The following is a 12059-nucleotide window of genomic DNA, read 5'->3' as shown; positions in this document are numbered from 1 at the left end:
CCCCCAGCACGATCACCCGCACGACTAGGTTCGCTGAGACGGAAGGCAAAACGACTGGGTTCGCTGAGTAAACGCCTCGATTGGATGAGAGCGGTCAGTTTTGGGCAGCACTTAGCGATCACAGGGCTCAAAAATGTCGATGAGAAGTAGCAACGCTGGTGCTCCAGATGCCGCTGCGAGGTTGGTCTTGGATCCGGTTTGAGGTGCGGTGCTTGCGTGGCTCATTCGGGGGTTCGGTGTTGGATGCCTGGCCGCTCCGCTCACTCGGTCATTCCTCCATCGCTATGTCGCCGTAGCGCCGCGCGACCTCGTGGAACGCCTCCTTGGGGCTGCATGCACCGTCGCCGGTCACCGCCACGACCCCGAAGCCGGCCTTGTCGAGGTCGAGACGAGGGTCGTGGTGATGCGGGAAGTCGGGCATGGCGAAGGTGAATACGAAGCAGCCGTGCACGCCCTCCGCGTCGTACTGGTCGATGAGTTCACTGAGGTAGCGGGCCTGGACGGACTCGTCGCGGGGGTGGTCGCCGCGGATGCGCGGGGGTACGGCGAACCAGTTGACGATCCAGAAGGAACCGGCTCCCCGCTGGTCGGCTCCGGTGAAGGCACCGCATCCGAACTCGGTGATGACGACGGGCTTGTCGTGGTCGCGAACCAGGCTGCGTAGGCGGTCTGCGTAGGTGGTGTGGTTGCGGCCGGAGCGGTAGAGGCTGGCGCCGACCACGTCGAACAGCGACCAGTCGACGTGTTCCCACCCGGCCGCGGAGTAGGTGACCGGCCCGCCGAAGCGGCGCCGCGCGGTGGTTACGGCGGTGGTGAGCAGCCGGTGGAGCCGCCGGTCGATCCTGCGCCGCAGCAGGCGGTGGAAACGCACGATGAGCTTCAGGCGCAGGAACGAGCGAGGTCCGGGGACGATGCCGGGCACGGTGTGGGAGAACTCGCTGCCGACCAGGAGCGTCACCCGGTCCGGGTGTTCCCGGCGAAGTTCTTCGGCCGCCTCGGCGACGGCGTCCAGGTGCTCCAGCAGCTTGGGCTGAGACAGCTCGGGAACGTGGGGCCGGATGTAGACGCCGCGACCGGACTCGAGGGCGGTGCGGGCGGCATCGATCAACCGCTTCCCGTCCCCGATGAGCATCACCGTGGTGCAGTGCAGATCCCGGGCGATGACCTCCATGTCCCGCCGTACGTCATCGGTGGTTGCCTCGCCTACCAGGTAGGAGATGCCGCGGACGGTCAGCATGCGCTTGGCTCCTGTCGACGCAGACGGTGGGCGGCCATGAGGAGAAGGGCGGCGACACCACCGAGCATCGCGGCGTTGACCGCGTACTTCACCATGCCATCCACGTTGCCGCCGAGCGGTTCGACCAGGAAGGACAGCCCGGCACGGACGACGAGAGCACTGCCCGCAGCGGCCAGTACGTGCCGGCGGCCCCAGCCCTGGCGGCGCGACCAGCGCAGCAGTAGCCAGCCGAGTACGACCATGGCGACAACGTTCACCGCCACCCCCGCCCAGGTCGCCGGCAGCAGCTGACTGGCACACCATGCGATCCCTGTGACACCGCCGACCAGCCACCACGACGGCGCCTTCGCCTGCGACTGGGTCCTCGCAGGCCGGAGGGTGAACGCGGCGGCGATCAGGGCGATGGCGACCACTGCGGCGCCGATCAGCTGCGCCGGGCCGGCGGTGGAGTCCGCTGCCGTGTCGTTGTGGACCAGCACGGCGCTCAGCGCCCACAGCAGCACCATGACGCCGATGCCGACGGGGCCCAGCCACCGCCTGTTCGCGATGCGCGGGGCACACGATTCGACCACCGCGATCGGAGCGGCGAAACTCCAGATCACATGCCCCCCGACATAGTTCAGCAAGCTCGCCGCATCGACCCCCAGGCCCGGGATGAGGGTGACCAGCGCCTGGGTCGCCCAGTCGGGGCCATCGGCGTCGACCTGATGATCGAACAGGCTCTGATCGATCAAGCCAGCCTGGATCACCCCGAAGGCCGCGCTCAACAGCAGGATCATCGGCCAGCCGCCACCGGTGCGCCGAGTGATCTCACGGATGAGCACCGCGACAGTTCCGTAGAGCGGCGCGAGGATGAGCAGGCCCGCCAGCAGCTCCAGCGGCCGACCAGTGCTCTCGCCGTAGCCGATGAGGTACTCCGCGCTGATCGGGGACAGCACCAGCAGGCCGGCCACGGCCGCCCAGCGGTACCGAGACCGCGGCAGCGCGGCGGGAGCGGATATTACGGGCATGAGGATCCTTTGGGGGGCCGAGTCGTCATCGGTCCGGTCGACGTTAGAGCGACCGTCGGCGGTCGGGCATCCGTCTTCCGTCCAGGAGGGCATAACTTCCGTCTAGAAGTGCGTGGCCCTCCGTCCATGCGCGGCCTGACGTCGGTTCATGCCTGACCATGTCGATCTCACGCGGGCGCGAGCGCCTGCCTTGCGGCGTGTTCGAAGGGCGTGACGAGTTTCCGCCCCACCACGTAGGACACGGCCTTAGGGGCGTTCGTCCGTACGCATTTTGGGGGCGCGAAGGTCGGGCGCCTGTCGGCGACATAGGCCCGGACCATCGGATAGGTCACCCCTTGTGCCGCGTGTTCGTCGACCAGCCGGTCGAAGATCCTCTTGACGGTGTGCCGCTGCTTGCGCGGGGCGTCCAGGTCAACCCGCAGCATCTGGTCGATCAACGGCTTGTACGCATCCAGCCGCGTCCCGCGGGGCCGCGGTCTCTTCCGGGGCTCAGGCCACACCGACTCCAACGCCGCTTTGACCGTGCGGAATCCGGGGTCGAGTAGGAGCCATGCAGCGAGTGCAGTTTGCGGTCACATGATTTGACACCCGGGTTGAGCTGGCCGACCTCGTTGTGGCTGTGCGGGCGGGTCAGTCTTCGTTTTCGCCATGCGCCGCGGTGGTCGCCTCTCGGTGTTGCTTGTGACACAGGGGTCAGAGCTGCCCGGTTTCGCCGCCGTCGCGTTCGGCGACGGCATGAGCGAGATTGCTTCGGACGGTTCCTGTCATTGGGTGGTCCTCGCCCAGCACCCGCACGCTGTCGGTGAGGGTCTGCTCGTACAGCTCGATCGCCCGCCCCAGGTCCCCCGCCGACTCGTAGGCGCCGGCGAGGCGGTTGCGGGAGGCCAGGGTGGAGGGGTGGTCCTCGCCCAGCACCCGCACGCGGTCGGTGAGGGTCTGCTCGTACAGCTCGATCGCCCGGCCCAGGTCCCCCGCCGACTCGTAGGCGTAGGCGAGGTTGTTGCGGGAGGCCAGGGTGTCGGGGTGGTCCTCGCCCAGCACCCGCACGCTGTCGGTGAGGGTTTGCTCGTACAGCGGGATCGCCCGGCCCAGGTCCCCCGCCGACTGGTAGGCGTAGGCGAGGTTGTTGCGGGAGGTCAGGGTGTCGGGGTGGTCCTCGCCCAGCACCCGCACGCGGTCGGTGAGGGTCTGCTCGTCCAGCTCGATCGCCCGGCCCAGGTCCCCCGCCGCCCGGTAGGCACCGGCGAGGTTGTTGCGGAAGATCAGAGTGGAGGGGTGGTCCTCGCCCAGCACCCGCACGCTGTCGGTGAGAGTTTGCTCGTACAGCGGGATCGCCCGGCCCAGGTCCCCCGCCGACTCGTAGGCGTAGGCGAGGTTGTTGCGGGAGATCAGGGTGTCGGGGTGGTCCTCGCCCAGCACCCGCACGCGGTCGGTGAGGGTCTGCTCGTACAGCTCGATCGCCCGGCCCAGGTCCCCCGCCGACTCGTAGGCGCAGGCGAGGTTGTTGCGGGAGGCCAGGGTGTCGGGGTGGTCCTCGCCCAGCACCCGCACGCGGTCGGTGAGGGTCTGCTCGTACAGCTCGATCGCCCGGCCCAGGTCCCCCGCCGCCCGGTAGGCGCCGGCGAGGTTGTTGCGGGAGGCCAGGGTGTCGGGGTGGTCCTCGCCCAGCACCCGCACGCGGTCGGTGAGGGCGCGGTGGAGGTGTGTGACGGCGCGGGCGGGCTGGCCCTGGCTGTCCAGGAAGGCTCCGGTGCGGTTGAGGATGTCTGCGGTGGTGGGGGTGTCGGTGTCGTGGGTGGTGTGGTCGGTGAGGGCGTCGATGTGGGGGAGCAGGGTGCGCCAGGTGGGCCAGGTGGCGGGGGTGTCCCAGGTGGTGGGCAGGGCGGTGTGCAGGTTGGCGGTGGCTTGTTCACGAGCCTGGTGGATGAGTGTGGGGGGGCGGTGGGGGTCATCGGGGTCGGGGGTGCGGGCGAGGGCCTGGACGAGCCGGTGGACGGCCAGGGTGCCGGTGGCGAGGTCGGGGGTGATCATGTTGTAGGCGGTCAGGAGGCCGAGCGCGGCGTTGCGCGTGGGTGGGTCGGCGGGGCCGGTCAGGGTGGTGGGAACGTTCTCGGGGGCGTACCAGGCCAGGGTGCGCAGCAGGTCGGCGGCTTGGGGCTGGAGTTCGGTGATGCGGTCGAGGGTGATGTTCCAGATGCGGGCGATGGTGCGTTCGGCCGGGGTGGTGGCTGCGCCGTGGCGGTACATCGCCGCCGGGTGCTCGACGAGCAGGTGCAGGTAGGCGCGGGGGGTGGTGAGCGGGTTCTGCGCGAGGTAGGCGGCCGCCTGTTCGATGGCCAGGGGCAGGTGGCCGAGTTCTTTGCACAACTCGGCGGCGCCGTCCAGGTCCCGTTCGGGGTGCTGGGCGGTGGTGATGCAGGTGAACAGGTCCAGGGACTCGTCCGGGTCCAGGATGTCCAGGCGGAGCACGGTGGTGGCGTTGGTCCAGGCGGTGGCGAGCCGGCTGGTGATCAGGAAGCGTCCGCTTCGGGCGCGGGCGAGCAGGCCGGTGATATCGGCGGGATCGTTGACGTTGTCCAGGACGATCAGCCAGCCGGTGTGGGTGGCCAGCCACTGCGCGGCGCGTTCGGCGAGTGCCTCGGCGGTCAGAGCTTTGGCCAGGGCGGGTTGCAGGGCGGTGGCGAGGCCGGCCAGGCCCTGCTGGACGGTGGCGGAGCTGTCGGCGTTGATCCACCGGACCGGGGCGTGGCCGTGGGGGCGGGTGGCGGCCCAGTGCGCGGCCAGGGTGCTCTTGCCGATCCCGCCGAGGCCGTGTACCGCCTGGATGACCGTTTGGCCTGCACAGGAGAGTGCGGCGTCTAGCCGCTCCAGTTCGCGGGCGCGGCCCACGAACGTATCCGGGCGTACCGGCAGGTTGTCCAGCCCTGGTGGGGCCTGGAGATCGGCCGCGGGGACGAGCGCCTCGGGCGGCAGCTGAACGGCCGTGGCGTTGTCCCCGGTCAGGGCGGTCCCCAGGAAATCGCCGCCGCCGGTGTCGATCGCGATGGACCGCGTCCCCGATGCCTCGGTGTGGGGGAGGGCATCGGGCTCAGGTGCCTGCGGCTGCGTGGGCTGCTTCTTGAAGGGCCACTTCACGCAGGGTCCGCGCCGAACTGGTCGCCGGTGGAGACGGTGCCCCCGGGGTTGCCGTTGATGGCGATCGACCGTTCTCCGGACGCGGTCACCGAGCCCGGCCCGGGTTCGGGCTCAGGTTGTGGTGAATCCGGTGCAGGGGCGGCCGGTGCTGCGGTCTCCGGACGGGCCGGAGTATTGCGTGTCCCGGAGTCCCCGGTGGAGACATTGCCTGCCGGGTTGCCTTTGACGGCGATGCTGCGCTCGCCGGATGCTGTGACCGGGCCGTCGGACGGCGGGTCTTCCTGGCGGGCGCGGGTGGCGAAGCCCTGGCCCCATGCGACGGCCAGCGTGGCCAGCACCACCCCAAGCGCCGACGAGAGCGACCAGCGGACCGCGTCGTCTGTGACCATCGACGGCAGGAACACGGCACCGCACAGCCACGTGGGTATCGCGAAGGCCACGGCCGTGACCAGTCCCGCCGCCGCCCACCGGAGATTTCGCCGCATGCCTGCCCCCTCGACCCGAACCGTCACATCCACAACCACGATGGCAGTAAATCCCCTGCCCTGGGGGCTGATCGCACATACGGAGCTCACGCCGATGGGCCGGCAGCCGCGCCGCGGTCGCTGCGGGCAGCGCAACCGCCTGCGGGCTGGACGCCCGGCGGAACTCGACGCCTCCAGCCGGACCCGGTGGACGGTGCGATCGCCGAGCAGCTCGTCGCCGGTCCCCGGGGTGAACCGATCCGCCCTGTACGTCGACACCCGGCGATCGCCCGACGACGGTGACTAGCTGGACATGATTACCTCCAGCGCAGAGACTCACAGGAGCTGACCTGGAGCCCGGAGCGATTGCGCCGCAATCGGCCTCCTGGCCCCGGACTTACAGACACAGCCCGCTTTCGGATTTCAAACCACCTTGGAATAGCCTCTGCTCTCAACTCCCCCCATTTTCGGGCGCATGCCGTGCTAGCGTGATTTCTGCATCTCCCCGTAGCGGCAGGGAACAGCTGGCTCTGTGGCGAGGGGAGGTGATATGCCCGATGACGTCCGGCGAGACGCCCCAACCGGGGGTGACGACGCCGGGCAGGACCAGACTTCAACGGGCCGGGGACGCGCTCCGGCTGGTGGCTGAGTCACTCCGCGTGCTGTACCAACTGGCGCGTATGAGCGGCTGGTTGCCGTAGAAGTAGTGCAATGGGCCCACCCCATGGGGTGGGCCCAGGTCCTGCATCGGCCGGAGACCCCGCACCTTCGTCTCGTCACAGTCTGGGTGCGGGGTTTCCGTACTTGCGGACCGTCTGCGGAGCAAAATGCTTCAGCTTCTTCGCCAGACTACACCACCCAATAATTACTGGGTACCCAAATCTCACCTCAGGGTAATACGCGTCCTCGAAATATCTCCCGCGATTGTTGACGCTGAATCTTCGCCCGTGACACAGATTCAATTACCTTCGCCATCCCAGAACTTTTACTCCTCCTCGCTCGACATTGCCAATGTCCTTCCGCTTCGACGATTTACTCATCCTCCGTACAGCGCTTTTCGATCTCCGTGAGCGCCGGAACGACCCCCGATCGGGTGAATCCGACGGGTCTCGCGGGGCCCCCAGTGCCGTGCTGCGCGGGTAGGTTCAGTCCATGACGCCTTCAACGCTGCTGTTGCTCTGGGTCGCCAACTGGCTGGTGATGTCGGCCATCGTCGTCTTCTTCGTGAAGAAGCCGCCCGATGGGGCGTCGAGTTCGGACCTCGGCCTGGGCTTGGAGGACAACGTGCGCGCGCTGGTGGCCGTGTTGCTCGTGGCCTGGCCGGCAGCGCTGTTCCGGCTCGTGCCGGTCATGCTCCCGCGGCCTACACTGCGGGGCGACGCGAGGTCGTGGCGGTGAATGGTTTGGTGCCCGGTGGAGCTATGGCTTCTTGGTCCCATGTATCCGAGCTGATCGAGGACGGCGCGCGGACCTCGTAAGGGCGACGCCGCCTGTGACGCATCACGAGATCGCGGACGCGGGCGGCGACCCGACCAAGCAGGGCCGGTGGAAGGCCGGCAGCGCCACGGTGAAGCGGGAGTACCTCGACCGTGCCCAGAGCCGGGCGGAGAACCCCTGGCACAAGGTGGCGGACAAGCGCCGCGCCCAGCAGGGCGACGCATGAACGCCTTCCATGTGCGACTGCAGTTCCAGAAGCAGAAGGACGGCCCGGCCGTCGACGGAACGTGGGAGGACGAGCTCAGGGCTCGGCAGAAGTTCACCGCATGGATTGGTACGTACGGATCCCTCGAAGACGTGGTCATCCGCCTGGTCGAGGAGCACGACGACGGGCACCGCCGGACGCTGAGGACCTGGACCAAGCAGACCGGCGACGTGGAGGGCGACCTTCCGTAGGTGGGGAATGCTTGACTCCTGGGAATCGCAGACGTAGACCCGCTGTACGCCCTTCGTTCCGCAGCCCGGACCGGGCGGACTACGGCTCGCAGGGCCCGAACTGGGGGCGGCCCCGTGCAACGTGCGAAGTGGACACGGGACCGCCCATAACCGCCCTGGTGTCGAAGCGGCACCGCGACGGTACGGCCTGCCTCGCCCCCGAGCACGCAGGCTGACGCCAACTGGGTGGAGCGGGTCCTCCCCAAGAGCGGCGTGAGGGCGTGGGGCACGCGCCGGATTCGGGCCGACCGATAGGGCTGGCCGCATGTATCGCGATTCGGAGCAGGGGAGACAGCCGATCATGGAGTGCCCGGGGTGGTGTGATGTCGCATCTGGCGACGTCTACCACAGCGGCGAGCAGATCCCGGACCCCGGCCAGTTCGTGCACTTCAGCTCCAACGTTGGCCTCGATGTGCCGGCAAGCGCCGCACGTCGGGGGATTCGAACCCCTCAGTGGCACCGGAAGCCGATGTACACGGCGGACCTCAGCCCGCTCCAGCCTCAACTCCGGTTGGTGCGCAGGTCCCCGTTCCCGTGTGTCAGCGTCGCTCGAAAAGTGACCCTCTGGAGTCGGTCGAGAATTGACCCCCGGTCCGTCAGTTGATCTTCTGGTTCAGTCCTGCGTGTTGGCCGCGGGGACGCGTCCGAGGTCGCGGTTGCGGAGCCGGTAGCTGTCGCCCTTCAGCGAGATGACTTCGGCATGGTGGACGAGGTAGATCAGCTGGAAGAACAGGTTCGCGGCCTCCGGTTCGAAGGGGATATACCCCACCTCGTCCACGATGATCAGCGGGTAGCGGCCCACGTCGAGTTCCTGCGTGCGGAATACCTACGCTCTTCGTCCCGAAGCAGGGGTAGCCGCCTGCGGTACGAGACCGGAACCAGCGAAGGAACTCCTCTCATGACGGCAGCCCGCCACTCCCTTGTCTGCGCCTCCGTCATCGCCGCCGCGTGTGGCTCCGCGCTGTTGCTGCCCGTCACCGCTGCGCTCGCCAACAGCCCCGCGTCCCCGACCGGCGCCCTGGCGCAGAAGCCCGCCGAGCGCTTGAAGGTCACGGACGAGAAGGCAGGCAAGTACGAGACCACCTACACCCTCAGCTCCGGCGACAAGATCAGGCTCGCCCGAGACACCATGATCGGCCCCCGCGCCGAGATCACCGGCGACGGCGGCAAAGCACACCTCAACTCCGACCGCGGCTGGGAGCACCTCTCGCGGACCGGCGTGAAGTTCACCCTGGTCCATCCCGACAGCAGCAGCATCCCGCCCGTGGTGACCGCCCAGAAAGGCGAGGACAAGATCACCCTGGACTACCCGGGCGGGATCCAGGACCCCGAGCAGGACAACCCCCAGATCACCACCATGCTGCTGGCCGGCGGCGGAGCCGCGGCCGCCGCCGGCCTTGCCTTCACCGCCCTGCGCCGCCGCACCCACGCCTGATGCTCGACCAGTAAGGGTGCGGGGTGGTGAGTTCGGGCTGCTCGGGGGCGATTGACTGTGCCGAAGTTACTGTCGGCGCGTCCGGCTTCGGACGTGGTGGAAGAGGGGAAGATCCGCAGGCTCGTCGGGGCCCTATTGCCTGTTTCCGTCGTACTCCGTTGCCCTCCCCTCTACGCCACACTGACCGACCGGCAACGTACCGAATTCACCCAACTCGTCCACGCGTTGACCGACTCCCTGGCTGGCCGGTGCTGACGGCTTCGGTGTTGGCTTCCGCGATCGCCCGGATGCGGCGCAGCAACGCCTCGCGTACGTCGTCCGGGGAGAGCACCTGCACGGTGGTGCCCAGGGAGAGCAGGTACGCGGCGAGCCGCTCCGCGTCGTGCCCCCCGATCTCGACGCGGGTGGTGTCGGTGCTCTCCGGGGTATGGGTGCCGGTTGTCCACGGGACCACCTGGAGCGCCTCGTCGAGGGGCAGTGGCAGGCGGATCGTCACGTAGAGCGGATACACGACGCTCGCGATCCCCTGGGAGACGAGCCGCGCCGGGTCCGGCGGATCGACGAACTCCACCGCTCGTCCGGTCGATCGTGCCTGGACCACGCGGTCGGCCCGGAACGTGCGCCACTCGCCCCGCGTCACATCGTGGGCGACGAAGTACCAGCGCAGGCCCGTGTATACGAGGCGGTACGGGTCGACGTCCCGGACGGTGGCCCTTCCCCGGTGGTCGCGGTACGACAGGCGGGTGCGCTCACCCTGTCGGCACGCCGTGGCCAGTTCCAGCAGCGTTCCTGGGTCGATCCGGGGCTCGTCGGGCCTGCGGGTGTGCACCAGGGTGGCGTCCAGCTGGGCCAGCCGGTCCGCGAGTCGCCTCGGCAGGGCCTGCCGTAGTTTCAGCAGCGCCGCCAGTGCGGCCTGGTCGCCGCCGAGGGCGGCCTCCCGCAGACCGACCGCCACGGCCAGAGCCTCTTCGTCGTCCAGGACCAGCGGCGGCATGCGGGCTCCGGGGCCGAGGCGGTAGCCGCCCCAGGGTCCGGGGTCGGACTCCACGTGGTAGCCGACGCAGCCGGGCGATGTCACGGCGGACCGTGCGCTCGGTGACCGCCATGCGCTCGGCCAGCTCACGACAGGTCCACGTGGGACGCGCCGCCAGCAGCGACACCAAGCGCAACAGACGCGCGGAGCTACTGATCACATCCCCCAGTGTTCCGCATGACCAGGACCGTATCTGTCCTGGTCCCGTCCTAGCGTTTCCTCCATGAGCACCAAAACCACATCGCCTCCCGCAATCCGCTTCCTCTCCGTCGACTTCGACTGCGCGGACCCCGCGGAGCTCGCCCGCTTCTACGGCAACGCCCTCGGGCTGCCCGTCCTTTACTCCAGCGACGACTTCGTCCTGCTCGGCCGGCAGGGCTCGCCCGGACTCGGTTTCGTCCGGCAGGCCGACTACCAGCCCCCCACCTGGCCGGAGGCGACCCAAGGCAAGCAGGCCCACATCGAACTCGGCGTCGACGACCTGGACGCCGCCCAGGCCCGGATGCTGGCCCTGGGAGCCGTCGAGCCATCGTTCCAGCCACAGCCGGCTGCGTGGAGGGTCCTGCTGGACCCGGCGGGCCACCCGTTCTGCCTCTCCACCCATGGAGTCTGACCATCACGTACAGCAGGCTTCACGGCGCTGCCGCGCCACCCCGGAGCTGTCGGCCCGGCCAAGGGCCATGGGAACGGCCGTGACTCACGGCCGCCCCCTCGCGCTTGCTCTTCGGCGGCTCCCAGATCTTGGGACTAGCCCTTGGTCGCCACCCCGCGCAGTGCCGCGAGGGCCGTGGGCCAGGCGTAGGTGAAGTCCTGGCGGTAACCCGCCCCGAGGTCGCCGTGCCGTTCCCAGCCGTGATGGTGGACCTCCACCAGAGTGCCGGCCGCCTGCTCCGTGAACGTCACGGCGACCTCGGTGGCCTGTTCCACGCGGGGGATGGGCACGCGGTCGGGGCCGATCTGCCAGCTGAAGACCAGACCGCTCTGCGGGCTCCAGTCCAATACGCGGCCCCAGTCCCAGCGCAGCCCGTGGGGGCCGATCTCGTACAGAGCGCCTTCGCTTTGGCACTCGATGCCGATGCAGGTCAAACCATCCGGCCCCGACCAGGAGAAGTCTCTCGGCCACCAGCGGTCGAAGCCGGAGGTGAACAGCTCGAACGAGGCGGGCCGGTCCAGGGGGAGCTCAACCGCCGCTTGCACAGACTCGTGTTCCATGCGTGGACCGTAGACCACGGCACTGACATGCGACGGGGAACAGCTGGTCAGCCGCCACGGCGGCCCTGGCTCCATAGTGCTGCGAAAGTGCTCCGAACTTTTCTGTCACAGTCGCATACGCCCCTGTCTCTCATCTCTGTGAGGCGGCCGACCGGGCCACCCGGGTCGGAACGATCCGTGATCGAACGAGACAGAACGGTGCAAATCATGATGGATGAGCAGGCAAACAAGGTACTGGAGCTGGTGGTCTTCAAACTGAAGGCCGGTGTCACCCCTGAGCAGCTGCTCGGCGCCGTCGACGCTGTGTCGGAGTGGGCCGGCAGGCAGCCCGGGTTCGTGTCGCGGGACTTGTCATACTCGTCGAAGGACGACAAGTGGATCGACGTTGTCTGGTGGCGCAGCCTCAAGGACGCCCAGTCGGCCGCACACGCCGCGGAGACCTCCACGGAGTGTGCGCCGATGTTCGGGCTCATCGACCACGAGTCCATGCTGATGCTGCACGGGGAGCCGGCCACTGCACCGGCTTCCCACTGACCCACGACTGGTGCGGGGGCCTGGACGCGAGTCGCGTCCAGGCCCCCGCGGGACGAAGGAGAGATCA

Annotated in this window: 13 protein-coding genes and 1 pseudogene; 6 read left to right on the top strand and 8 right to left on the bottom strand. The window is 68.7% G+C overall.

What is annotated here, in order from left to right:
* Window positions 1–268: 268 nt before the first annotated feature.
* The 5 genes from K9S39_RS01520 to K9S39_RS01495 form a co-directional block, all read right to left on the bottom strand.
* Window positions 269–1237, bottom strand: a complete 969-nt coding sequence (locus K9S39_RS01520; RefSeq protein WP_248861509.1) for a glycoside hydrolase family 113 — start codon at window positions 1235–1237, stop codon at window positions 269–271.
* Window positions 1231–2247, bottom strand: coding sequence for a hypothetical protein (locus K9S39_RS01515; protein ID WP_248861508.1), 1017 nt, complete (start codon window positions 2245–2247; stop codon window positions 1231–1233). Before K9S39_RS01515 ends, K9S39_RS01520 begins: the two co-directional genes overlap by 7 nt.
* Window positions 2248–2414: 167 nt before the next feature.
* Window positions 2415–2672, bottom strand: a complete 258-nt coding sequence (locus tag K9S39_RS01510; RefSeq protein ID WP_248861507.1) for a hypothetical protein — start codon at window positions 2670–2672, stop codon at window positions 2415–2417.
* A 268-nt stretch (window positions 2673–2940) separates the two neighbouring features.
* Window positions 2941–5382, bottom strand: coding sequence for a tetratricopeptide repeat protein (locus tag K9S39_RS41905; protein ID WP_283112136.1), 2442 nt, complete (start codon window positions 5380–5382; stop codon window positions 2941–2943).
* Complete coding sequence (locus tag K9S39_RS01495; protein ID WP_248861506.1) at window positions 5379–5867, bottom strand: hypothetical protein; 489 nt, start codon at window positions 5865–5867, stop codon at window positions 5379–5381. Before K9S39_RS01495 ends, K9S39_RS41905 begins: the two co-directional genes overlap by 4 nt.
* Window positions 5868–6998: 1131 nt before the next feature.
* Between K9S39_RS01495 and K9S39_RS01490 the strand changes: the two genes are divergently transcribed.
* The 3 genes from K9S39_RS01490 (at window position 6999) to K9S39_RS01480 (ending at window position 7739) form a co-directional block, all read left to right on the top strand.
* Window positions 6999–7244 (top strand): hypothetical protein, encoded by a 246-nt coding sequence (locus K9S39_RS01490; protein ID WP_248861505.1) that lies wholly within the window; start codon window positions 6999–7001, stop codon window positions 7242–7244.
* A gap of 94 nt (window positions 7245–7338) precedes the next feature.
* Window positions 7339–7509: a hypothetical protein gene (locus tag K9S39_RS01485; protein ID WP_248861504.1), complete on the top strand. Its 171-nt coding sequence runs from the start codon at window positions 7339–7341 to the stop codon at window positions 7507–7509.
* Window positions 7506–7739, top strand: a complete 234-nt coding sequence (locus tag K9S39_RS01480) for a hypothetical protein (RefSeq protein ID WP_248861503.1) — start codon at window positions 7506–7508, stop codon at window positions 7737–7739. The genes K9S39_RS01485 and K9S39_RS01480 overlap by 4 nt, the downstream gene beginning before the upstream one ends.
* Window positions 7740–8391: 652 nt before the next feature.
* On the opposite strand, the gene K9S39_RS01475 is transcribed toward K9S39_RS01480, so the two are convergent.
* Window positions 8392–8580 carry a P-loop NTPase family protein gene (locus K9S39_RS01475; RefSeq protein ID WP_283112135.1) on the bottom strand — a complete coding sequence of 63 codons (189 nt, stop codon included), beginning with the start codon at window positions 8578–8580 and terminating at the stop codon, window positions 8392–8394.
* Between the two features lie 96 nt (window positions 8581–8676).
* On the opposite strand from K9S39_RS01475, the gene K9S39_RS01470 reads away from it, so the two are divergent.
* Window positions 8677–9213, top strand: a complete 537-nt coding sequence (locus tag K9S39_RS01470; RefSeq protein ID WP_248861502.1) for a hypothetical protein — start codon at window positions 8677–8679, stop codon at window positions 9211–9213.
* Window positions 9214–9418: 205 nt separating this feature from the next.
* On the opposite strand, the pseudogene K9S39_RS01465 reads toward K9S39_RS01470, so the two are convergent.
* A pseudogene (locus K9S39_RS01465) lies at window positions 9419–10406 on the bottom strand (helix-turn-helix transcriptional regulator).
* A 63-nt stretch (window positions 10407–10469) separates the two neighbouring features.
* Here K9S39_RS01465 and K9S39_RS01460 point away from each other — a divergent pair.
* Entirely contained in the window at window positions 10470–10859 is a 390-nt protein-coding gene (locus tag K9S39_RS01460; protein WP_248861501.1) for a VOC family protein, read from the top strand.
* Between the two features lie 134 nt (window positions 10860–10993).
* Here the strand turns inward: K9S39_RS01460 and K9S39_RS01455 are convergent, their stop codons facing one another.
* Entirely contained in the window at window positions 10994–11458 is a 465-nt protein-coding gene (locus tag K9S39_RS01455) for an SRPBCC domain-containing protein (protein WP_248861500.1), read from the bottom strand.
* 207 nt (window positions 11459–11665) lie between these two features.
* Here K9S39_RS01455 and K9S39_RS01450 point away from each other — a divergent pair, with 207 nt between their 5' ends.
* Window positions 11666–11992: a hypothetical protein gene (locus tag K9S39_RS01450; RefSeq protein ID WP_248861499.1), complete on the top strand. Its 327-nt coding sequence runs from the start codon at window positions 11666–11668 to the stop codon at window positions 11990–11992.
* Window positions 11993–12059 lie beyond the last annotated feature (67 nt).

The sequence above is a fragment of the Streptomyces halobius genome (genome assembly GCF_023277745.1).
GTDB classification, from domain to species: Bacteria; Actinomycetota; Actinomycetes; order Streptomycetales; family Streptomycetaceae; genus Streptomyces; species Streptomyces halobius.
This window is presented reverse-complemented; position numbering and strand designations above follow the sequence as displayed.

Excerpts from the sequence above, each read along its gene's own strand:
- K9S39_RS01510 (WP_248861507.1), bottom strand. The coding sequence starts at position 2,672 with ATGCTGCGGGTTGACCTGGACGCCCCGCGCAAGCAGCGGCACACCGTC.
- K9S39_RS01490 (WP_248861505.1), top strand. The coding sequence starts at position 6,999 with ATGACGCCTTCAACGCTGCTGTTGCTCTGGGTCGCCAACTGGCTGGTG.
- K9S39_RS01455 (WP_248861500.1), bottom strand. The coding sequence starts at position 11,458 with ATGGAACACGAGTCTGTGCAAGCGGCGGTTGAGCTCCCCCTGGACCGG.
- K9S39_RS01495 (WP_248861506.1), bottom strand. The coding sequence starts at position 5,867 with ATGCGGCGAAATCTCCGGTGGGCGGCGGCGGGACTGGTCACGGCCGTG.
- K9S39_RS01480 (WP_248861503.1), top strand. The coding sequence starts at position 7,506 with ATGAACGCCTTCCATGTGCGACTGCAGTTCCAGAAGCAGAAGGACGGC.
- K9S39_RS01515 (WP_248861508.1), bottom strand. The coding sequence starts at position 2,247 with ATGCCCGTAATATCCGCTCCCGCCGCGCTGCCGCGGTCTCGGTACCGC.
- K9S39_RS01470 (WP_248861502.1), top strand. The coding sequence starts at position 8,677 with ATGACGGCAGCCCGCCACTCCCTTGTCTGCGCCTCCGTCATCGCCGCC.
- K9S39_RS01460 (WP_248861501.1), top strand. The coding sequence starts at position 10,470 with ATGAGCACCAAAACCACATCGCCTCCCGCAATCCGCTTCCTCTCCGTC.
- K9S39_RS01450 (WP_248861499.1), top strand. The coding sequence starts at position 11,666 with ATGATGGATGAGCAGGCAAACAAGGTACTGGAGCTGGTGGTCTTCAAA.
- K9S39_RS01520 (WP_248861509.1), bottom strand. The coding sequence starts at position 1,237 with ATGCTGACCGTCCGCGGCATCTCCTACCTGGTAGGCGAGGCAACCACC.